Origin of the sequence: Blastococcus sp. CT_GayMR19 (assembly GCF_004570385.1) — a bacterium.
Taxonomy (GTDB): domain Bacteria; phylum Actinomycetota; class Actinomycetes; order Mycobacteriales; family Geodermatophilaceae; genus Blastococcus_B.
Map to the genome: position 1 here is coordinate 104347 of NZ_SPQL01000001.1, position 22084 is coordinate 126430.

Below are 22084 nucleotides of genomic sequence, written 5' to 3' on the forward strand. Positions count from 1 at the left end.
ACCACCCAAGGACGACGCACCAGGAGGCAGCCATGCCCGGTAAGGCCGTGATCAGCCTGACCACCGGACTCGAGGACCCGGAGAAGGTGACCGTCGCGTTCCTCGTCGCCGTGGGTGCCGCCGAGACCGGCCGCCCGACCCTCATGTTCCTGACCAAGGAGGCGGTCCGCCTCGCGCTCGACGGCTTCGCCGTCGGCGTGGCCTGCGACGGCTGTCCCCCGCTGGCCGACCTGGTGAAGCGGTACGAGGCCGCGGGAGGCCAGTACTACGTCTGCCCGGTCTGCTTCAACGCCAAGCAGCTCGACGCCGGCAACCTGATCGCCGGCGCGGAGGTCCAGGGCACCATCCCGATGTGGCAGTGGATCGGCGACGACGGCGCCACCACCTTCAGCTACTGACCGGAGGACCGCGCGCTCGTGCGCCTGTTCGGCAGCTCCGACAGGTGCACGAGCGCGACTGCTCTCAGGTGCGCAGGGAACCGGCGTCGGTCGCCCGGGTGCCGGGGGACACGATGCCCTCGACGACGCCGTACACCGCGAGGGCCGCCAGGATCAGCAGGGCCGGGGGGACGACGACCGGCGCAGCGACCGCCGTGATGGCCAGGACCCCCGGTGCGCTGATCACCCAGCCCGGCCGGCGCAGCGGAGTCGTCAGCGCACCCCAGCGCACCCCGGTCCACATCAGCCACCGCCGCGCCACCGGGACGCCGAGCTCGCGCATGGCCCGCCGGAAGATGCCGTCCGCCTCGCGGGAGGTCACCACGCCCGTCTCGATGCCCCTGGTGCACAGCCAGTCGTGCAGGACCGCGGGGAGCGTGTAGCGGCCGAAGCGCGGGATCAGCCACACCACGACCCTCGGCACGGTCGCGAAGTCCGTCGGGAAGCCGTCCGGCACCACGAACACGTCCGACTTGCCGTGGTAGACGAGCTCGCCGACCACCTTCCACTCGTCGTCGTTGCTGCGCGTGACGGTGATGCTGTCGTCCTCGAACGGCACGTCTCCCCCTCGGTCGGCTCAGGATCCGGACAGGTGCTCGGCGGAAGCGAGGGACCGGATCGGCGCGCAGGCGAGCGCGAACAGGTCGTCCCCCGGCAGGTGTCTGCCCTCCTCGTAGGCCTCGGTGAACCCGGCCTCCCCGAGCGCCTCGCGCAGGGCCGCTTCCGTCGTCGCATGGATCGGGCGGTCGGTGACCCATACACCGAGGCCGACCGCCCGGCGGACCTGCTCGGCGGCTCCGAAGAGCACCGCGCCCAGCCGCGGCTGATCCTGCACCGCCACCCTCGCCAGGGCTTCGAGCGCCCGGGCCTTGGCCTGCTCGTCGGCGCTCGTGGCCTCGCCGAAGGCGCGGCGGAACGCGGCGCGCGCACCCTCGGGGTCCCCGAGTCCCAGGCGCGCCCAGCCCAGGTTCAGGACGGCGTAGCTGAGCAGCGGGTGCGGCGCGGGTGCGTGGATCAGGCTGACGCTCTCCTCGAGGATGGGAAGGGCCTCGGCGTACCGCCCGGCCATGATCAGGACCCGCGCGAGGGTGAAGAGGCCGTAGGCGTACTGCCATGGCAGCCCGCCCTCCCGCAGCACGGCGACCGCCTCCCGCTCCAGCCGTTCCGCCGTGGCCGGGTCGCGCATCGCGAGGATGAGCCCGAGCTGGAGGCTGTCGAGTGCCGCCCGCACGTCGTCGCCCAGCGCACGGTGGAGGGTGTAGGCCTCCTGCAGTGCCGGCTCGCCGCGCTCGTAGTCGCCCTGGCCGAACGCGAGAACTCCCTCGATGCACAGCGCCTGCGCCCGTCCGGCGGGGCTGATCGAGGGCCGCTGGAGCGCTGCCCGCATCCACGCCTTGCCCTCGTCGAAGCGCGACCCGCCCCACCACACGGGCCAGAGACCTTCACCCATCGCGGCGACCCGGTCCGGCTCGTCCTCGTCCAGGAGCCGCTGCAGCACGACCCGCAGGTTGTCGGAATCGGCGACGAACCGTTCCCAGGTCTGCCCCTCCCCCTCGACGTCGAACCCGACGACCGAGGCATGTGCCATGCGCTCGAAGAACTCGGTGTGCGCCCGCCGCAGGGGGTCAACCTCGGCGGATTCCGCGAGACAGCCGTCCGCGTACTCGCGGACGGTCTCCAGCATCGCGAAGTGCGGCAGCTGCGTCTCGACGGGGTCGACGCGGACCAGGCTCTTGTCGACCAGCGACGCCAGCCCGTCGAGGACGTCGCCGACCTCGTCGTCCTGGCAGATCTGCTCCGCCGCGTCGAGGAAGAAGCCACCGCTGAAGACCGCCAGCCGGCGGAACAGCCGCCGGTCACGGTCGTCGAGCAGGTCGTAGCTCCACTCGATGGTGGCGCGCAACGCCTGCTGCCGACGGGCGACGTCCCGCGGGCCGCCGGTGAGCAGCACCAGCCGCTGGTCCAGGCGCTGAAGGAGAACCTCCGGCTCGAGCAGACGCACGCGCGCGGCGGCCAGCTCGATGGCCAGCGGCAGGCCGTCCAGCCGGCGGCAGATCTCGTGGACGACCCGCAGCCGGTCGGCGTCCACGGCGAGATCCGGTCGGACGGCCCGGGCACGGTCCAGGAACAGCTCGACGGCGTGCGACGGCTCCGCGGCACCGCCCTCGCCCACCGGGAGGGGCTGCACCGCGAAGACCCGCTCACCGGTGAGGTGCAGGACCTCCCGGCTGGTGACCATCACCCGGAGGTGCTCGGTGCCGCCCAGGATCTGCGTGACGGCGGGGGACGCCTGGATCACCTGCTCGAAGTTGTCCAGCACGAGCAGGGTCCGCCGTCGGCGGAGGAAGTCGATGATCGCGGCCAGGGGTGACCGGCCGAAGGTCTCCGGCAGGCCCAGCGTCGTGGCGATCTCCGGCGGCACCTGCTCCGGGGAGGTGAGGGCGGCCAGCAGCACGGCGACCACGCCGTCCGGGAACTGGTCGCGCAGTTGCCCCGCGACCGTGAGGGCCAGCCGCGTCTTCCCGATTCCCCCCGGCCCGACCAGGTTGACCAGCCGGACCCCGTCCGAGGTGAGGACCCGGCGCAGTTCCTCGATCTCGTCGTCCCGGCCGATGAACCGGTTCGGCAGGGTCGGCAGGTGCCAGTCCGGCTCGCGCGCCGCCGGAGCGGATTCGGCCGGCGGCCCGGGTGCGGTGTCGGGGGGGCCGAAACGCTCGCTGAGCAGCACGGCCAGGTCGTCGACCACCAGCCCGGCGAGCTCCTCCGGGGAACTGAACCGCCGGTAGGACAGTCCCTCGTTCCCGATCCTCCCCAGCAGCTCGGCCAGCCGGGGTTCCCGCCCCGGGGCGGGCGACTTGACGTAGACGAGCCTCGGCTTGTCCTCGGAGGCCAGGTACTCGTCCTCCAGGCCCGAGACCGTCTCCCCGGGCGCGATCCAGCCGTACTGCTCCCAGTAGATGCCGAGGAAGACGTGGCTCTGCCGCAGGTAGGCGAGGTAGAGCTCCTTCGGCGGGTGCGGCCGGGCCCCGAGCTCGAACAGGACGGGGGTCAGGCGCAGGCGCTCGACGGCCTCCCGGACCGCGGCACGCTCCGGCGCCCACTCCTTCATCGTCGAGCTGATGAACACCCGGACCCGTTGGTCGGGGGTCTGGATCGTCGCCACCCCGCACCTCCGCGCCGGCCCCGGTGGGTCACCCTGACGAGCGCGGGCCTCCCCGTCAAGGCCGGGAGGCCGGACCCCGGTCGTCGCCGCGGCGACCGTGCGTCAGGTCCCGGTGATGTGCTCCGGGCGGATCGGCACCCGTCGCAGCGGCTTCTTCGTCGCGTCCCGCACGGCGGCGGCCACGGCCGGGCCGGAGGAGATCGTCGGCGGCTCCCCCACCCCGCGGACGCCGTACGGCGCGTGCGGGTCGGCGTACTCGAGCACCTTCACCTGCATCGGCGGCATGTCGAGGATCGTCGGGATCAGGTAGTCGGTGAACGACGGGTTCCGCACGTGCCCGTCGGTCACGATGATCTCCTCCATCAGCGCCAGGCCCATGCCCTGCGCCGACCCGCCGTGGATCTGGCCGAGGACGGCGTCGGGGTTGATCGCCCTGCCGACGTCCTGCGCGGTGTCCAGCGCGACCACCTTCACCAGGCCGAGCTCGACGTCGACGTCGACCACCGCCCGGTGCGCGGAGAACGCGAACTGCACGTGCGCGTCGCCCTGGCCGGTCTCGGGGTCGATCGCGTGCGTGGGCCGGTGGTGCCACTCGACGGTCTCCTCGACGGCGTCGTCGCCGAGCACCTCGCCGAGGCTCGCCAGCACCTCGCCCGACGTCCCGACGATCTTCTCGCCGTCCAGCCGCAGGTCGGCGGCGGGGCGCCCCAGCCCCATCGACGCCCGCTCCAGCACGGCGGCGCGCACCGCCTCGCACGCCGCCTTGACCGCTCCCCCGGTCACGTAGGTCTGCCGGGACGCCGACGTCGACCCACCCGATCCGACCGACGTGTTCTTCGGGTGGACGACGACCCGCTCCACCCCCAGCTCGGTGCGGCAGATCTGCTGCTCCACGGTGATCAGCCCCTGCCCGACCTCGGCCGCCGCGGTGTGCACGGTGGCCACCGCTTCGCCGCCGGTCATCTCCAGCCGGACCCGGGCGGTCGAGTAGTCGTCGAAGCCCTCGGAGAAGCCGACGTTCTTGTAGGTCACCGAGTAGCCGATGCCGCGGCGGACACCCTCGCCGTGGGTCGTGTTGCCGACCGCTCCCGGCAGGGCGCGGATGTCGGAGGGGTCCAGCGGCGGCGGCATGGGCAGGTCGCGCACGATCTGCAGCAGCTCGGCGACCGGCGCCGCCGAGTCGATGATCTGCCCGGTGATGTTGCGGTCGCCCTCCCGCATGCCGTTGCGCTGCCGGATCTCCACCCGGTCGACGCCGACGGCGTCGGCGAGCTCGTCCATCAGCGCCTCGTGCGCGAACGCCGCCTGCACGCAGCCGAACCCGCGCATCGCGCCGCACGGCGGGTTGTTGGTGAACACCCCGTAGGCGTCCACGGCGACGTTCGGGATCCGGTAGGGGCCCAGCCCCAGTGTGCCGGCATTGCCGACGACGGCATTGGTCGACGAGGCGTAGGCACCGCCGTCCAGGAGCACGTCGGACTTCGCGTAGACGAGCGTCCCGTCGGTCTCGGCGCCGAACTCGTAGTGCATCACCGCGGGGTGCCGGTGCACGTGGCCGAAGAAGGACTCCTCGCGGCCGTAGCTCATCTTCACCGGCTTGCCGGTGCGCAGCGCCAGCAGGCAGGCGTGCACGTGCACCGACAGGTCCTCACGGCCGCCGAAGGCGCCGCCGACGCCGGAGAGGGTCAGCCGCACCTTCTCGGTCGGCATGCCCAGGGCCAGGCAGATCTGCCGCTGGTCGACGTGCAGCCACTGGGTCGCGACGTAGAGGTCGACGCCGCCGTCCTCGGCCGGCACGGCGAGCCCGGACTCCGGTCCCAGGAAGGCCTGGTCCTGCATGCCGACCTCGAAGTCGAGGGAGACGACGACCGGCGCGACCGGGTCGACCTCGCCGCGGCGGAGCTTCAGATGCCGCACCAGGTTGCCCGGCCGGTGCACGGCCGGGGCGTCGGGGTCCATCGCGCGCCGCGGGTCGGTGACCGCGGGCAGCACCTCGTAGTCGACCCGGATCTTCTTGGCCGCGCGCCGGGCGGTCTCGGGGTGGTCGGCGGCGACGAGCGCGACCGGCTCCCCCTCGTAGCGCACGAACTCCGAGGCCAGCACCGGCTGATCGGCGTGCTCGAGGCCGAAGGCGTTGTCGCCGGGGACGTCGTCGGCGGTGAGCACCGCCCAGACCCCGGGAACGGTGAGCGCCTCGGTGATGTCGATGCCCGCGATGCGGGCGTGCGGGTGCGGGCTGCGCAGTGTGACGCCCCAGCACATCTCGTCGTGCCACAGGTCGCTGGCGTAGGCGAACTCGCCGGTGACCTTGAGCGTCCCGTCGGGCCGCAGCGGGCTGTCCCCGATCCGGCCGCTCCCCGTCACGGGAGGCGCGACGGTCGTCGTCGTGCTGTCGGTCATCGCGCGGCCAGGATGGCCATTCTGGCCGCTCATGGCCGGGCCTGCCGGGTGGCGGCGAGCCGGACGGCGTCCAGGATCTTCTCGTAGCCGGTGCAGCGGCAGAGGTTGCCGGCCAGCGCCTCGCGGATCTCCAGGTCCGACGGGCTCGGCACCCGGGCGAGGAGGTCGTGCGCGGCGACGACGAGGCCGGGTGTGCAGAAGCCGCACTGCACCGCGCCGCACTCGACGAACGCCTCCTGCACCGGGTGCAGCCGCTCGCCGTCCGCGAGCCCCTCGACCGTCACCACCTCGCGGCCGATCGCCTGGCCGGCGGCGACCAGGCAGGCGCAGACCGGCTCGCCGTCCAGGTAGACGGTGCAGGAGCCGCACTCCCCCTGCTCGCAGGCGTTCTTGGCACCCGGCAGGCCCATCCGCTCGCGCAGCACGTACAGCAGGCTCTCGCCGGGCCAGACGTCGTCGACCGACTGCTCGGTGCCGTTGACCGTGGTGGTGACGCGCATCGTCAGGCCGCCTTCCGGTAGTCGTTCCAGGCCCAGGTGGCGGCGCGCCGGGCCATCACCGCCAGCGAGTGCAGCCGGTAGGCGGCGCTCCCCCGGACGTCGTCGATGGGTGAGGCGGCAGCCGCCACGCGCTCGCCGAAGGCGGCGGCCAGCGTCTCGGGCAGCTCGCCGCGGGACTCCCACAGACCGGCGGCCTCGAGCTCGCCGGCGAGGAACGTCTCGGCCTCCGGCGCCCGCCGCGGGGTCGGCGCGGCTGAGCCGATGCCGGTGCCGACGGCGCCGCGGTCGGGGTGCAGGGCGCAGGCGAACGCGGAGACGGCGATGACCATGGCGTTGCGGGTGCCGACCTTGCAGAACTGCTGCGGGCCGGCCGCCGCCGGCACGAGCACCGCCGCGATGAGCTCGTCGGGCTCGAGGGCGTTGCGCTTCACGCCGAGGTAGAACTCCGCGGCCGGGACCAGCCGCACCCCGCGGGCGGCGGAGGCGATCTCGACGACCGCGCCGGCGGCCAGCAGCGGCGGGTGCGCGTCACCGGCCGGGGACGCCGACCCGAGGTTGCCGCCGACCGTGCCCCGGATCCGGATCTGCGGAGAGCCCACGGTGCGCGACGCCATCGCCAGCCCGGGCAGCTGCGCCCCCAGGTCCTCGATCACCCGCGCGTACGGCACGCCGGCGCCGAGCCGGATCCGTCCGTCGTCCGCACCCCACTCCCGCAGCTCGGCCACGCGGCCGAGGTCGAGCAGGGCGCCGGGCCGGCGCCGGTCGAAGTTGAGATCGACCATGACGTCGGTGCCGCCGGCGATCGGCAGGGCATCGGGGCGTTCCGCCCGCAGCGTCAACGCCTCCGCCCACGTCGTCGGCTGCAGGAAATCCATGCGCGCTCCTCGCGGTCCCCCGTAGATGTTCCTGGAAGACAACAGTGCGCGGAAGGGACTGGCAAGGGTGCCGCGGCGTCCGGCACCGGTTCGTGACGGTCAGGGGCGGCCGAACGTCGCGATCGAGTCGACCGCCAGCTCGAACAGCACGCGCCGCTCGTTCTTCCCGGGGTCACGCAGCCCGTACGGGGGCTCGTTACCGGTGTACTTGGTCCAGATCCGGTCGAGCTGCGCGGTGACGCGCGGACCCTCCTCGGGATCGTCCTCGGAGATCTCCCGCGTGACCGTCGCCTTGATGCTGAGCCAGTGGTAGGGGTTGGCGGGATTCATCAGCATGAACGTCGCCTGCGGGTGGGCCCGCAGCCACTCGACCTTCTTGCGGTGCGTGGCCAGGTTCAGCAGGACCGTGCTGCCCTCGTAGTCGAACCACACCGGGGTCAGGTTCGGCCGGCCCGTGTTCCCGAGCACCGCCACGACCGCGGTGACCGGCTGGTCGATCAGCTGCTTGTAGACCGGATCCAGATCCTCGAGGCTCTGCACCGCCTCGTGCGCCCCGACCTGGAACTGACCGGGTTGCGTCCCCTCGGCGACGTCCCGGAACTTCGCCACCGTGATCGACATGCGAGCTCTCCTCCGCCTCCGGAGGCCGACGCCCCCCTGAGGTCGGACAGTAATCTGCGTCACATCCCGGGTCGCGGTGGGAGCTCACGAGCGGCCCGCCCGTCGGCTGTCCCCCCACACAGGCCGGGACCCGGGATCGGCGCGATCCCGGGTCCCGGCGTGCGGCGGACCGCGGCGCTGCGTCGCGCCTGCCTACGGGCGCGCCGCCCCCTCGGCGCGGGTGCCCGGACGGCGCATCGACAGCGGTGTGGCGACGTCCTCGAGGGACTTGCCCTCCGCGGAGACGCCGATGAGCGCAGCCACGAGACCGCCGACGATCATGACGCCGGCACCGAGCAGGTAGCCGCCGAACAGCGGCCCCCGGTCCGAGCCGTCGCCGATCAGCCAGCCGTAGATGAGCGGCCCGAGGGCACCGAAGCACTGGGCGATGGCGAAGAACACGGCGATCGCCTTCGCCCGGACCTCCTGCGGGAAGATCTCGCTGACGGTGAGGTACGCCGAACTGGCACCCGCCGAGGCGAAGAAGAAGATCGCGCACCAGGCGATGGTCTGCGTCGTCGCGGTCAGCGCGTCCGCCTGGAAGAGGAACGCCGTGACCGCCAGCAGGGCCCCGGCCAGGATGTACGTGCCGGAGATCATCTTCTTGCGGCCCACCGTGTCGAACAGGTGCCCCAGCAGGAACGGCCCCGCCAGGTTGCCCACCGCGAAGGCGATGAGGAACAGCGGCGCCTTCTTCTCGTCCACGTCGTAGAACGTGGTGAGGACGATCGTGTAGGTGAAGAAGATCGAGTTGTAGAGGAACGACTGCGTGATCATCAGCGTGGCGCCGTAGATCGCCCGCTGCGGGTACTCCTTGAACAGCACTCGGGCCAGCGCGAAGTAGCCGATCTGCTCCGTCGGGCTGATCTCGACGGCCTTCTCGTCGGGCACCGGCGGCAGGTGCCGGCCGCCGGTCTCGGCCTCGTGCTCGATGTAGGCGATCGTCTGCTCGGCCTCGGCCTCGTGGCCGTGCATGACCTGCCACCGCGGGCTCTCCGGGAGGTTCCGGCGGACGAGGATGATCACCAGGCCCAGAACCGGGCCGAGGAGGAAGGCCACCCGCCAGGCGATGCCCGGGTCGAGCTGGTTGAGGAAGACGTAGGTGCCCAGGGTGCCGATGAGCGCCCCGGCCCAGTAGGTGCCCATCACCATGATGTCGACGCGGCCCCGGAACCGGGCGGGGATCAGCTCGTCGATGGCGGAGTTGATCGCCGCGTACTCCCCGCCGATGCCCATGCCGGCGATGAACCGGGTCGCGTACAGGAAGACCAGCGAGCCCACCCCGTTGCCCAACGTGAAGGCGGTGAGGCCGCTGCCGATCAGGTAGACGGCCAGGGTGATGATGAACAGCTTCTTGCGCCCCAGCCGGTCGGCCAGGGAGCCGAAGAACAGTGCCCCGACGACCTCGCCGGCCAGGTACACGGTGGCCATGAGGCCCGCCTGGAAGGTCGTGATGCCGAGCGTCTCCTCCTTGGTCAGCGTCGCGACGACGGCACTGGCGACGGTGATCTCCAGCCCGTCCAGGATCCACGCGATGCCGAGCGCGATGACCATCCGGGTGTGGAACGGCGACCAGGGCAGTCGGTCGATCCGGGCCGGGATGAGGCTGCGAATTGCTCCGGGCTTCGTCGCCTCGGCAGCAGTCGTCATGGAGGGTCCTCCGGTAGGGGGTACGTGAGGTGGCGCCCCCGCCTACCCGCCGGGAACTCGTTGATGCACGAAACTTTCTCCGGCACCCGGCGGGGTGAATCCCGGTCGTCCCGGATGAATGCCCAGGAAGCGACGGGGGTCCGGCCGAGGCCGGACATGCGTCGGCGGCGACCCCCCGGGGGGGGAGCCGCCGCGGACGTGCGCGCGGACGGCGGGCTACTGGACGGTGATGCGGTCCGTCGCCGGCGCCGACACCGGCTGGTTCGCCGCCAGGTAGGCGGTGAACGCGTCGAGATCGATCGGTCCGGTCACCGCGTTCTGCCCTCCGGGCAGCACGGTGAAGCCGTCACCTCCGCCGGCCAGGAAGTTGTTCACCGTGACCCGGTAGGTCTGCCCGTCGACGACGGCCGCCCCGCCGATCGTGAGCGTCTCGTTGAGCACGCGCCCACCGGCGCAGCTGCCGGTCGTGCTGGGCGCGCCCGCGGCGGTGACGGTGTAGCGCACCGTGGCGGAGGGCTGGAGCACCCGGATCGCCGGTCCGACGTACTGCTCCTCCAGCAGGCACTGCAGCTGGGCGCCCGTCAGGTCCAGGGTCACCAGGTTGTTGGCGAAGGGCTGGACCGTGAACGCCTGCTCGTAGGTGACCGCGCCCGCCGGCAGGTCGGCACGGACGCCGCCCGGGTTCATGAAGGCGGCCACGGCGCCCTCCTCGTCGTCGGTGGCCGCCAGCTGCGCGTCGGCGATGAGGTTGCCCAGCGCGGACTCCCCGCTCGCGACGGCCGCCCGGGTGATCACGGCGCTGGTCGTCCCGACCACCTCGGTCGCGATCGGCCCCAGCGCCGTGCGGTAGCGCGCGATCAGCTCGGTCTGCGCCGCATCCTTGGCCACCGTCCGGTCGACGAGGACGTTGTCGGCCGAGGCCGTCACCACATCACCGGTGCGCTTGTCGATCTGCAGGTCGATGTCGGTGACCAGTCGCCCGAACGAGCTGGCGCTGGTGACCAGCTTGCCGTCGAGCTCGCAGTTGTAGGCCTGGTGGGTGTGACCGGAGACGACCACATCGATGGAGTCGCTCATCCCGGTCGCGATGTCGACGATCGGGCCGGACAGCCCGTTGCAGCCGTTGACGTCCCACGCGTCCGCCCCGGTCTGGACACCGCCCTCGTGCAGGAGGACGACGATCGACTCGACGCCCTTCTCCTGCAGCTTCGCGGCGTGGGTGTTGGCGGTCTCCACCTCGTCGGCGAAGTCGAGACCGGCGACGCCCTCCTGGCTGACGATCTGCTTGGTCCCCTCGAGGGTCATGCCGATGAACCCGACCTTCACCCCGGCCACCTCGTGGACGGCGTACGGATCGAGCAGCGGCTCCCCGGTCTCGGTGACGAACGCGTTGGCCGACAGGTACTCGAACTCCGCCCCCTCGTACGGGGTGCCGTCCGCGCACCCGTCGACCGGGTGACAGCCGCCGTCCTGGATGCGCAGCAGTTCGGCAGCGCCCTCGTCGAACTCGTGGTTGCCCACGCTGGCGTAGTCCAGGCCGGCCAGGCCGAGCGACTCGATGGCCGGCTCGTCGTGGAACGCGGCCGACAGGAGCGGCGAGGCCCCGATCAGGTCGCCCGCGGCGACGGTGATGGAGTTGCCCGCCTCCTGCGCGGCCTCGAGCTGGGCCAGCTGGGTGGCCAGGTACTCGGCGCCGCCCGCGTCCACCGTCGGGGCCGTCGCCGCCCCGGCGCCGTCCGGGTCCGCACCCGTCTGGATCCGGCCGCCGGAGCCGCCGGGCGGCTCGAGGTTGCCGTGGAAGTCGTTGAGGGCGAGCAGCTGGACGTCGACCAGCTTGGCCGGCTTGTCGCCCGCCGCGGCCGGGGACAGGGTCGCGACGACCGTCAGGACGGACGACGTCGTCGTCACGGCGGCGACGGCAGCCATGCGGCGCAGGATGGTTCGTTCCATTCCGGAGGCTCCTGGAGAAGGCGGATCAGACAGGCTCTGCGGCGACCTCGGCGGTTCCGGACCATCGGCCTCTGCACCTGCGGCCGCTCGATGGGCGATGGATGGATCGTGCATGACCACGACCCGGATGTCAGTTCCTGATCGCCGCCCCCCGGTGTGTCCGGTCCCACCCACCGTCCGGGTGATGTGCGCATCGTCGGCCGCCCGGGTGGGCATGATCGGCCCATGCACCTTCCCGAGCCCCGCGGACCGCTCAGCGAGGCCCTGTTCCGGAACCTGGCCGCGGGCACGCTCGCGCCGGGCACCGTCGAGCAGGCCGAGCGGGTCACGCCGGACGACCCCATGCGCGACGACGACCTGCAGATCAGCCTGGCCGTCCTGTACGAGCTGCACTACCGGGGCTTCTCCGGCGTTCCGGACGCCTGGGAGTGGGACCCGGGGCTCCTCGGGCTCCGCGCCGTTCTCGAGCAGCGGCATCTCGATGCCCTCCGCGACCGCACCGGGCCGATCGCGGTCACCGACGAGCCGGTCGACCGGCAGCTCGCCGCCCTGATCGCCGCGGACGACGGCCCGTCGCTGTCCAGCTTCATGGCCAAGCAGGGCACGCTCGAGCAGTGGCGGGAGTACCTGACGCTGCGGTCGGTCTACCACCTCAAGGAGGGCGACCCGCACACGTTCGCCATCCCCCGCCTCGGCGGCCGCGCCAAGGCGGCGATGGTGGAGATCCAGGCCGACGAGTACGGCGGTGGGTCGCTGGTGCGGATGCACAGCGAGCTGTTCGGGGGCCTGATGTGCGACCTCGACCTGGACTCGACCTACGGCGCCCTCTGGGACGACGCGCCCGCGGCCGCCTTCGCCTCGGTCAACACGATGTCCCTGTTCGGCCTGCACCGTCGCTGGCGGGGCGCAGCGGTCGGCCACCTGACCGCCGTGGAGATGACGTCGTCGGAGCCCAGCCGCCGGTACTCCGCCGGGCTGCGCCGGCTCGGGTACGGCGAGCGGACGACGGTCTTCTACGACGAGCACGTGGAGGCCGACGCCGTCCACGAGCAGATCGCGTCGGTGGACATGTGCGGCTCGCTGGTCGCCGAGCAGCCGGACCTGCTGCCCGACGTCCTGTTCGGCGCCGCCGCGTCGCTGGCCATGGACGCCGTCGCCGCGGAGCACCTCCTCGGCGCCTGGGCGGCCGGGCGGTCGGCCCTGCGCCGGGAGCGCCCGCTCGCGGCCTGACCGTCAGGCGCCGGCCGGCGCCTCGGCGGGGACCTCCCGGTCCGCGGTCCGGCTGATCGCCCAGCCGAACAGCGCCGCCACCGGGAACATCAGCACGCTGTAGACGGCGGCCGGGACGGCGAGTTCGACGCTGTCCAGCACGGAGATGGCCACGGCGATGGCCAGGGTGCCGTTGTGCACGCCGATCTCGAAGGCGCTCGCGATCGCCTGCCGCTGCACCACCCCCAGCGCCCGTGGCACGAAGAAGCCGGCGGTCAGGCTGGCAAGGCAGAACAGGAGCGCGGGCAGCCCGACGTCGCTGAGGTAGCCGAAGAAGTCCTCCCGCTCGGCGACGATCGTGCCGACGATGACGAGGGCCAGCACCACGGCGGACAGGATGCGCACCTGCTTGTCCATGCGGTCGGCGAACGCCGTCGCGCGATGGCGGACCAGCATCCCCAGCGCGACCGGCACGAGCACGATCACGAACACCTGCAGGGTCTTGCCGAGCTGCAGGCCGAGGTCTCCGCCGTCAGCCGGGTCGAAGTACGCGATGGCCAGGTTGGTGATCAGGGGCAGCGTGACGACGGCGATCAGCGAGTTCACGGCGGTCAGCGTGATGTTGAGCGCGACGTCCCCGCGGAAGAGGTGGCTGAACAGGTTGGCCGTCGTGCCACCCGGCGACGCCGCCAGCAGCATCAGTCCGACGGCGAGCAACGGCGGCAGGTCGAAGGCGAGCACCAGCCCGAAGCACACGGCGGGCAGGACCAGCAACTGCAGGGTCAGGGCGATGAGGACGGCCTTCGGCGAACGTCCGACGCGGGCGAAGTCGCCCACCGTCAGCGACAGTCCGAGGCCGAACATCACCAGGGCGAGCGCCAGCTGGAGCGCGACGGTGGTGACTGATGAACCCATGGGGCCCTCCGATCAGGTGCCGGAGGCCCACGTGCGGATCCGCCCGGCGGGACGTGCCGCACATCGTCGGGCACGACCGGACCGTTTCCGGTCCCCGGACACGCCGGATCACCCGCGGGGGTCGTCCTCGGTGCCCGGTCGGATGAGCTCCCGGATGGTCTGCACGGGCCGGGGGCGGCTCGGCGCGCTCGGCGCGGAGAACCCCGACCGCTTGTGCGAGCCGTCGCAGAACGGCTTGATGCCCGACTTCCCGCACCGGCAGAGTGCGATCGTCTCCCGGCCGGGGTCGATCTCGCCGCCGTCCTGGTCCAGCAGCCGGAAGTCCCCGCGCACGATCAGCGGGCCGTCCCGGTACGGCGTGATGGTCGCCCCGCCGTCCTGCGCGGGCGCGAGGTGGGCATCGTCGGGCAGGCCGGGCTCGTCGGGCAGCGGTCGGGACACGACCCTCCCCTGCCCGGCCGGTTCCCCCGGCACACCCTCACTCACTCGAACGACGTGCTCCCCCACCGGTTGATCATCGGCAGGCGGCCGCTCGCCACGCCGACGGCCTCAGCCATCTGGCGATGATCAACTCGCCGGCGTCTGGCCGTAGAAGACCTGTTCCACGACGGCCCGCGCGCGGCGGGTGGTGCGGCGGTAGTCCTCGACGAACCGGCCGGCGTCCAGGTCGGGTCCGTATCCGCAGGCCCGGGCGACGCCGACGAGCTCGGAGCCGGGGCGGGGCAGCTGGTCACTGGGCCGGCCGCGGACCAGGAAGATCGCGTTGCGGGCGCGGGTGGCGAGCTCCCAGGCCGCGTGCAGCGCCTCGGTCTGATCGCCGTCCAGCAGGTCGGCATCGCCGAGTGCGGCGAGTCCGTCCACGGTCGACGGCGTCCGCAGCGCCGGGACGTCAGCCGCGTGCTGCAGCTGCAGGAGCTGGACCGTCCACTCGACGTCGGAGAGCCCCCCGCGGCCGAGCTTGGTGTGGGTGGCCGGATCCGCGCCGCGCGGCAGCCGCTCCCGCTCGACCCGGGCCTTGATCCGGCGGATCTCGGCGACCTGCTCGGCAGTGAGGCCCTCGGCCGGATACCGGATGGGATCGATCAGGGTCACGAAGTCGGCACCGAGCTGCTCGTCGCCGGCGACGGGCACCGCGCGCAGCAGCGCCTGCACCTCCCAGACCGAGACCCAGCGTTCGTAGTACTCGCGGAAGGCGTCGATGCTGCGCACCAGCGCCCCCTGCCGGCCCTCGGGACGCAGGTCGGCGTCCACCTCGAACGCCGGGTCCGGCGCGGGCTCGCTCAGCAGCCGGCGCAGCGTGTGCGCGACCGCGTTCGCGGCGGCCGTCGCCTTCCCCTCGTCGGCACCCTCGCGGGGGCGGTGGACGAACAGCACGTCGGCGTCGGACCCGAAGCCCATCTCGCCACCGCCGAGGCGGCCCATGCCGATCACCGCGAGGTCCATGGTCACGTCGGCGGGCTCGATGCCGGTCTCCTGGGCGTGGGCCCGCAGCGCGACGTCCAGGCCGGCCTGCAGGGTGGCGACGGCGATGTCGGTGAGCGCCCGGCCGAGCCGGGCGACGTCGAGGCGGCCGAGCAGGTCGGCGCATGCGACCCGCAGCAACTCGTGCCGGCGCAGGCCGCGCAGCACCCGCATGCCCGCCTGCGGGTCGGGGGCCCGCGCGGCGGCCTGCCGCCACGCCCCGGCGAGCGCGCCCGCGCCCCGCGGCTCCAGCTCGGCGTCCTCGGCCAGGATGCGCAGCGCCTCCGGCGTCCGGGTGAGCAGCGACGCGACGTACTGGCTGGAGCCCAGCAGCTGGGCCAGCCGCTCGGCCACCTGCCCCTCGTCGCGCAGCAGCCGCAGGTACCACTGGTTGCCGCCCAGGGCCTCGCTCACCTGGCGGTAGGCCAGCAGACCGGCGTCCGGGTTGGGCGCGGAGGCCAGCGCCTGCAGGAGGACGGGCAGCAGGTATTTCTGCATCGACGCCGAGCGGGAGACGCCGCCGGTCAGCGCGCCCAGGTGCCGCAGGGCCCCCTCGGGATCGGCGAAGCCGAGGGCACGCAGCCAGTCGCCGGCCGCCTTCGACCCGAGCTGGAGGTGCTGGCCCGGCACCCGGGCCACCGCGGAGAGCAGCGGCCGGTAGAAGAGCTTCTCGTGCAGCCGCCGCACCTCGCGGGTGTGCAGCGCGAGTTCCGCCTGCAGGACGTCGACGGCCTCACCGCGGTGGTCGGGCTTGTAGCCCAGCGACCGGGCGAGCCAGCGCAGCTGCTGCTCGTCGGTGGGCAGCAGGTGGGTGCGGCGCAGCCGCAGCAGCTGGAGCCGGTGCTCGACGGTCCGCAGGAAGCGGTAGGAGGCGATCAGCGTGGCGGCGTCCTCGCGCCCGACGTACCCCCCGGAGGAGAGCGCCTGGAGCGCGGGGAGCGTGCCGCCGAGCCGGAGGGTCTGGTCGACCCGGCCGTGCACCATCTGCAGCAGCTGGACGGCGAACTCGACGTCGCGCAGGCCGCCCCGGCCCAGCTTGAGCTCCCGGTCCGCCTGCGCGGCCGGGATGTTGGCCTCCACCCGTCGGCGCATCGCCTGCACCTCGCCGACGAATCCGGGCCGGTCACCGGCGGTCCACACCCGCGGCCAGAGGGCGTCGACGTAGGCACGGCCCAGATCGGGGTCGCCCGCGACGGGCCGCATCTTCAGCAGGGCCTGGAACTCCCAGGTGCTCGCCCACTGCTCGTAGTAGGCGGCGTGCCCGGACACCGTGCGGACCAGGGCGCCGGCCTTGCCCTCGGGGCGCAGCGCGGCGTCGACCTCCCAGGCCGCCTCGTGGCAGATCCGCATCAGGGCGGCTGCCACCCGGGTGGCGCTGCTCAGGGCGGGTCCCTCGGCGTCGGTCGGGTCGACCGGCTCGGCCACGAACACGACGTCGACGTCGCTGACGTAGTTGAGCTCCCGGCCGCCGCACTTGCCGAGCCCGATGACGGCCAGCCGGCAGGCCGCGGCGGAGGCGGGCTGCTCGGCGACGGCGAGGGCCAGCCCGGCGGTGAGCACGGCGGCGGCGATGTCGGCCAGCTCGGCGGCGGCGTCCTCCGCGGGCAGCCCGTCCCCGAGATCGCGGCCGGCCAGCGAGAGGACGGCGCGGCGGTAGGCCAGGCGGAGCGCGGCGATCCGCTTCGGCGAGGCGTCGGGTGCCGCCTTGCCCAGTCGCACACCCCACGGCGGGTCGTCGGGATCGGCACCGACGGCGAGGAGCATCTGCCGTTCCAGCTCGCGGGCCGACGGACCGTCGGCGCCGCGGCCGGCCCCGTCCCCGTCGGCGTCCAGCACGGCCCAGTCGGCGGGGCGGGCCGCGAGGTGGTCGGCCAGCCCGGAGCTGGCCCCCAGCACGGCGAGCAGCCGGCTGCGCAGCAGCGCGGACCCCCGCAGCCGGGCCAGCAGAGCGGCGGCGAACCCGCCGCTGCTGTCGGCGGAGTCCAGCGCCTCCACCAGCCGGTGCAGCGAGCGGAGGGCCAGATCGGGGTCGCCGGCCCGCGCGAGGGCGGCCACGACGGGGCCCGCCTCGGGGTCGGCCGGCTCGTTGCGCTCCAGGTCCCACAGGCCCAGGGCGGGGTCGGCCAGCAGGCGCGCGGCGCGTTCGCCGTCCTCGAAGCCGAACCGCACCAGCCGCACCACCGCCCGGCGCGGGACCTCCACCTCGGCCCTCGTCATGGAGTCAGGCGGCCGATCGGGCGCGGGCCCGGACGAGGTCGGCGAACCGCGCCGCGAAGGGCGCCCACGCCTCCGCCACGTCGGGATGGGCCGCGTCGGAGCGCAGGCAGATGGTCTCCCGGTCGTGCGGGCTCGCCGCGACGCCGACCACGTCGCGCTCGGCCCACTCGTGCACGACCTCCGGCGTCGTCTCGATGTGGAACTGCAGGCCGTAGACGTGCCGGCCGACGCGGAAGGCCTGGTTCTCGTAGAACGGGTTGCTCGCCAGCAGCGTGGCCCCGGTCGGGAGCCGGGAGATCTCGTCGTGGTGGAACTGGATCACGTCCGGGGAGAGCGGCAACGGGCCGAACACGGGGTCGGCGTCCGCGGCGTCCCGCTTGGCGACGAGGGTCGCGCCGACCTCCGGGCCGTCGACGCCGGGCCGCACCGTTCCGCCACCGACGTCGGCGAGGAGCTGGGCGCCCAGGCAGATGGCCAGCGTCGGGAAGTCGGCGGCCAGTGCCTGCCTCAGCAGATCGCGGACCGGGACGAGCTCGGGGCTGGTCGCCTCGTCGTCCGTCGCCGACTGCGGCCCACCGAGGACGACCATCCCGTCGTGACCGGCGAGGTCGTCCGGCAGCGGTTCGCCGAGGCCCAGGTGCCGCTCGTCGAGCTCGAGGCCGGCGTCCCGCAGCCAGTCGCCGAGCCGGGCGAGCGGATCGGTCTCATGGACGACGAGGACGAGCAGGCGGGCCACGCCGTCGAGGTTAGTTCCCGCTGCACACGGGCGGCCAAGATGGCCATCCTGGCCGCCCGGGGTCAGAGGCCGGGGAGGTAGCGCTGCAGCTCGAAGGGCGTGACGTTCTGACGGTAGGAGTTGAACTCCTCCCACTTGTTGCGCAGGAAGAACTCGAAGACGTGCTCGCCCAGGGTCTCGGCGACCAGCTCACTGCCCTGCATCGCGGTCAGCGCCTCGCCCAGGGACACCGGCAGGTCCTCGTAGCCGGCGGCGCGACGCTCCGTGTCGGTGAGCGACCAGACGTCGTCCTCGGCCTCCGGCGGCAGCTCGTAGCCCTTCTCGATCCCCCGCAGGCCGGCGGCCAGGAGGACCGCGAAGGTCAGGTACGGGTTGCAGGCGGAGTCCGGCGACCGCACCTCGATCCGTGCCGACTGGGCCTTGCTCGGCTTGTACGACGGCAGCCGGACCAGCGCCGACCGGTTGGCCCGGCCCCACGTCGCCGCCGTCGGCGCCTCGGTGCCGGCCAGCAGGCGGCGGTAGGAGTTGACCGTCTGGTTGGTGACGGCGGTGAACTCGCGGGCGTGGGTGAGCAGGCCGGCGATGAACTGCTTGCCCGTCGTGGACAGGCGCATCGGGTCGGCGGCGTCGTGGAAGGCGTTGCGGTCGCCCTCGAACAGCGACACGTGGGTGTGCATCGCCGAGCCGGCCAGGTCGGTGAACGGCTTGGGCATGAACGTGGCGTGCACGCCCTGGGCCAGCGCGACCTCACGGACGACGTGCCGCAGCGTCATGATGTTGTCGGCCATCGACAGCGCGTCGGCGTAGCGCAGGTCGATCTCCTGCTGCCCGGGTGCGACCTCGTGGTGGCTGAACTCCACCGAGATCCCCATGGCCTCCAGCGCGAAGACCGCCTCCCGCCGGAAGTCGTGCGCGACGTTGTGCGTGGACAGGTCGAAGTAGCCGCCGGTGTCGGCCGGCTGGGGCGGGCTGCCGTCGGTGGGGAGGTCCTTCAGCAGGAAGAACTCGACCTCGGGGTGCGTGTAGAAGGTGAACCCCATGTCGGCGGCCTTGGCCAGCGCCCGGCGCAGCACGTGGCGCGGGTCGGCCCAGGCCGCGGAGCCGTCGGGCAGCGTGATGTCGCAGAACATGCGCGCGGTGTCGCTGGCCTGCCCCTTGGCCGCCGGCATGACCTGGAAGGTGCCGGGATCGGGCTTGGCGAGCATGTCGGACTCGTAGACCCGGGCGAAGCCCTCGATCGCCGAGCCGTCGAAGCCGATGCCCTCCGCGAACGCCGCCTCGATCTCGGCCGGTGCCACCGCGACGGCCTTGAGGTAGCCGGAGACGTCGGTGAACCAGAGCCGCACGAAGCGGATGTCGCGCTCTTCGAGGGTGCGCAGGACGAACTCCTGCTGGCGGTCCATGCTGGCCATGATCGCGTCCGCTCGTTTCCGGGGTGTGACAGCGCCTTGATTCAGCCCTCAGCCTGCCCCGTCCGGGTTGTCGCTGCACGGGTGGGCGCCGGATCGCGTTCCGTGTCTCCGTGGGAATCACCGTCCGGGTGCACGGCCGCGCGGCGCGTCGGCCCGTGTTCCGCGCACGCGGACGACGATCGACGGCGGGAACGTTCAGCTCGCCAGCTCCTCCAGGGGCGTGTCCGGATCCGCGAGGCGGTCGGGCTCCACCTGCCGCTGCGAGCGGATCAGTTCCTGGATCGGGTCGGTGACGTCCCAGACGTTGACGTTCATGCCCGCGGTGACCCGGCCGTCCGCCGTCCAGAAGGCGATGAACTCCCCGTCGTCGGGGTTGCCGCGGCAGACCACCGTGTCGCCGCGCCCGCCCAGGCCCGAGTACTCCATGCCGAGGTCGTACTGGTCGGTGAAGAAGTACGGCACCCGCTCGTAGCTCACGTCCTGGCCGAGCATCGACCGTGCCGCGGCCGGCCCCTGGTTCAGGGCGTTGGCCCAGTGCTCGACGCGCACGTGCCGGTCGTAGAGCGGGTGGAACGCCGACGCGATGTCGCCGGCTGCGAACACATCGGCGGCCGACGTCCGGAGTGCCGCGTCGGCGACGACGCCGTTGTCCACGTCCAGCCCGCCCGAGGTGGCGAGGTCGGTGTTCGGGACGGCGCCCACGCCCACGACGACGACGTCCGCGGGCAGCTCCTCGCCACCGTCGGTGACGACGGAGGTCACCGAGTCGGCGCCCCGGAACTCGCGCACCCCGGTACCGGTCCGCACGTCGACACCCTGCCCCCGGTGCAGCCTGGCGAACACCTCCCCCATCTCCGCACCCAGGACGGCGTGCAGCGGGGTGGGCTGCGGCTCGACGATGGTCACCGCGTTCCCGTAGGTACGGGCGGCCGCGGCCACCTCCAGGCCGATCCAGCCACCACCGACGACGACGACGTTCCGCCCGCCGCCGGAGAGGTCGTCCAGCAGCCGGTCGGAGTCGGCCAGCGTGCGCAGGTAGCGGACGCCGTCCAGCTCGGCGCCCGGGACGGGCAGCCGCCGCGCCGACGACCCGGTCGCGAGGAGCAGCTTCGCGAACGCGAGCTCCTTCCCCGTGTCGAGCGTGAGGTGGTGCCCGGCGGGATCCAGGCCGGTCGCCCGGACGCCGGTCCGCAGGTCGACGTCGTTCGCCGCGTACCACCCGGCGTCGTGCACCCGGGCCTTCTCCCGCTCCGCCGTGCCGAGGAGGTAGCCCTTCGACAGCGGCGGCCGCTCGTAGGGGTTCTCCGGCTCGGCGGCGACGAGGACGAGCGGCCCCTCGTAGCCCTCGCCGCGCAGCGTCTCCGCCGCCTTCGCGCCGGCCAGTCCGCCGCCGACGATCACGAAGGGCTCTGTGTTCGGCATCGTGCTCAACCTCCCGCTCGGGTGAGGGCGAGAAACTCCATCCGGGAGCGAGGATCCTCCCGCAGCAGCCCGTGCAGGGCAGATGTCGTCGTGCGGGGTCCGGCGCCCCGTCTCCGGACTACGATGTGGTCCTCGTCACAGGACGCCCGGACCCGGGGCGGTTGGCCGTTCCGAGCCGCGCGGCACCGCGGGCGGGGCGCCGGAGGGCGACATGACCGCCATTCTCGTAGTGCTCGCGATCCTGGTCCTGGGCCTGCTGGTGCTCCTCGGTGCGAGCGTCCGCGTGGTCACCCAGTTCGAGCGGGGCGTGGTCCTCCGCTTCGGTCGGTTGCGCGGTGACCCGCGGGGTCCGGGCCTGAACCTGATCAACCCGGTGGCCGATCGGCTGCACAAGGTGAACATGCAGATCGTGACGATGCCGGTGCCCGCGCAGGAGGGCATCACCCGCGACAACGTCACCGTCAAGGTGGACGCGGTCGTCTACTTCAAGGTCTTCGACCCGGTCCGGGTGGTCGTCGACGTGCAGAACTACCAGGCCGCCATCGCCCAGGTCGCCCAGGCGTCGCTGCGCTCGATCATCGGCAAGAGCGACCTCGACGACCTGCTGTCCAACCGCGAGCGGCTCAACCAGGGCCTCGAGCTGATGATGGACAGCCCGGCGGTGGACTGGGGAATCCACATCGATCGGGTCGACATCAAGGACGTCGCCCTGCCGGAGTCGATGAAGCGCTCGATGTCGCGCCAGGCCGAAGCCGAGCGCGAACGCCGGTCCCGGGTGATCACCGCCGAGGGCGAGCTGCAGGCGTCGGAAAAGCTGGCCCAGGCCGCCGAGGTGATGACCGCCCACCCGGCGGCGCTGCAGCTCCGCCTGCTGCAGACCGTCGTCGAGGTGGCCGCCGAGAAGAACTCGACCCTCGTCCTCCCCTTCCCCGTCGAGCTGCTCCGGTTCCTGGAGCGGGCCACCCCGGCCGAGCAGGCCCCGTCCGCCGTGGCATCGCCGACCAACGGCGTCCCCGTCCAGCGCTCCACGCCCGCCCCGGCCGCACCCGCGGTGGGTTCGGGGTGATCGTGTAGACA

At 72.9% G+C, this 22084-nt stretch carries 17 protein-coding genes; 3 read left to right on the plus strand and 14 right to left on the minus strand.

Annotation, left to right across the window (positions count from 1 at the left end; all coding sequences use genetic code 11):
- Positions 1-32: 32 nt before the first annotated feature.
- Entirely contained in the window at positions 33-398 is a 366-nt protein-coding gene (locus E4P39_RS00495) for a DsrE family protein (protein WP_135134389.1), read from the plus strand.
- A gap of 64 nt (positions 399-462) precedes the next feature.
- Here E4P39_RS00495 and E4P39_RS00500 read toward each other — a convergent pair whose 3' ends face one another.
- From E4P39_RS00500 to E4P39_RS00535, 8 genes are all read right to left on the minus strand, one after another.
- Positions 463-996, minus strand: coding sequence for a DUF1353 domain-containing protein (locus E4P39_RS00500; RefSeq protein WP_135134390.1), 534 nt, complete (start codon positions 994-996; stop codon positions 463-465).
- An 18-nt stretch (positions 997-1014) separates the two neighbouring features.
- A complete protein-coding gene (locus E4P39_RS00505) occupies positions 1015-3600 on the minus strand; it encodes a DUF4062 domain-containing protein (RefSeq protein WP_135134391.1) in 2586 nt (861 codons plus the stop codon).
- Positions 3601-3702: 102 nt separating this feature from the next.
- Entirely contained in the window at positions 3703-6000 is a 2298-nt protein-coding gene (gene pucD / locus E4P39_RS00510) for a xanthine dehydrogenase subunit D (protein ID WP_135134392.1), read from the minus strand.
- Between the two features lie 29 nt (positions 6001-6029).
- Positions 6030-6500, minus strand: a complete 471-nt coding sequence (locus tag E4P39_RS00515) for a (2Fe-2S)-binding protein (RefSeq protein ID WP_135134393.1) — start codon at positions 6498-6500, stop codon at positions 6030-6032.
- Between the two features lie 2 nt (positions 6501-6502).
- The gene (locus E4P39_RS00520; RefSeq protein WP_135134394.1) at positions 6503-7375 is read right to left on the minus strand and encodes an FAD binding domain-containing protein; all 873 of its coding nucleotides are present in this window, start codon (positions 7373-7375) and stop codon (positions 6503-6505) included.
- Positions 7376-7474: 99 nt separating this feature from the next.
- Positions 7475-7996, minus strand: a complete 522-nt coding sequence (locus E4P39_RS00525; protein ID WP_135134395.1) for a pyridoxamine 5'-phosphate oxidase family protein — start codon at positions 7994-7996, stop codon at positions 7475-7477.
- 192 nt (positions 7997-8188) lie between these two features.
- On the minus strand, positions 8189-9685 hold the full coding sequence (locus E4P39_RS00530; protein ID WP_167761499.1) for an MFS transporter: 1497 nt from the start codon (positions 9683-9685) through the stop codon (positions 8189-8191).
- A 216-nt stretch (positions 9686-9901) separates the two neighbouring features.
- Positions 9902-11635 (minus strand): bifunctional metallophosphatase/5'-nucleotidase, encoded by a 1734-nt coding sequence (locus tag E4P39_RS00535; RefSeq protein ID WP_135134396.1) that lies wholly within the window; start codon positions 11633-11635, stop codon positions 9902-9904.
- A gap of 225 nt (positions 11636-11860) precedes the next feature.
- On the opposite strand from E4P39_RS00535, the gene E4P39_RS00540 reads away from it, so the two are divergent.
- Positions 11861-12865 carry an iron-containing redox enzyme family protein gene (locus E4P39_RS00540; protein WP_135134397.1) on the plus strand — a complete coding sequence of 335 codons (1005 nt, stop codon included), beginning with the start codon at positions 11861-11863 and terminating at the stop codon, positions 12863-12865.
- A gap of 3 nt (positions 12866-12868) precedes the next feature.
- On the opposite strand, the gene E4P39_RS00545 is transcribed toward E4P39_RS00540, so the two are convergent.
- The 6 genes from E4P39_RS00545 to E4P39_RS00570 form a co-directional block, all read right to left on the minus strand.
- Complete coding sequence (locus tag E4P39_RS00545; protein ID WP_135134398.1) at positions 12869-13759, minus strand: bile acid:sodium symporter family protein; 891 nt, start codon at positions 13757-13759, stop codon at positions 12869-12871.
- 108 nt (positions 13760-13867) lie between these two features.
- Positions 13868-14200 carry a CDGSH iron-sulfur domain-containing protein gene (locus tag E4P39_RS00550; protein ID WP_245159528.1) on the minus strand — a complete coding sequence of 111 codons (333 nt, stop codon included), beginning with the start codon at positions 14198-14200 and terminating at the stop codon, positions 13868-13870.
- A 126-nt stretch (positions 14201-14326) separates the two neighbouring features.
- Positions 14327-17437: a bifunctional [glutamine synthetase] adenylyltransferase/[glutamine synthetase]-adenylyl-L-tyrosine phosphorylase gene (locus E4P39_RS00555; RefSeq protein WP_209306271.1), complete on the minus strand. Its 3111-nt coding sequence runs from the start codon at positions 17435-17437 to the stop codon at positions 14327-14329.
- Between the two features lie 4 nt (positions 17438-17441).
- Complete coding sequence (locus E4P39_RS00560) at positions 17442-18173, minus strand: type 1 glutamine amidotransferase (RefSeq protein ID WP_135134399.1); 732 nt, start codon at positions 18171-18173, stop codon at positions 17442-17444.
- Between the two features lie 62 nt (positions 18174-18235).
- A complete protein-coding gene (locus E4P39_RS00565; RefSeq protein WP_245159529.1) occupies positions 18236-19585 on the minus strand; it encodes a glutamine synthetase family protein in 1350 nt (449 codons plus the stop codon).
- Between the two features lie 195 nt (positions 19586-19780).
- Positions 19781-21007 (minus strand): FAD-dependent oxidoreductase, encoded by a 1227-nt coding sequence (locus E4P39_RS00570; RefSeq protein WP_135134400.1) that lies wholly within the window; start codon positions 21005-21007, stop codon positions 19781-19783.
- Positions 21008-21218: 211 nt separating this feature from the next.
- On the opposite strand from E4P39_RS00570, the gene E4P39_RS00580 reads away from it, so the two are divergent.
- The gene (locus E4P39_RS00580) at positions 21219-22073 is read left to right on the plus strand and encodes a slipin family protein (protein ID WP_135134401.1); all 855 of its coding nucleotides are present in this window, start codon (positions 21219-21221) and stop codon (positions 22071-22073) included.
- Positions 22074-22084 lie beyond the last annotated feature (11 nt).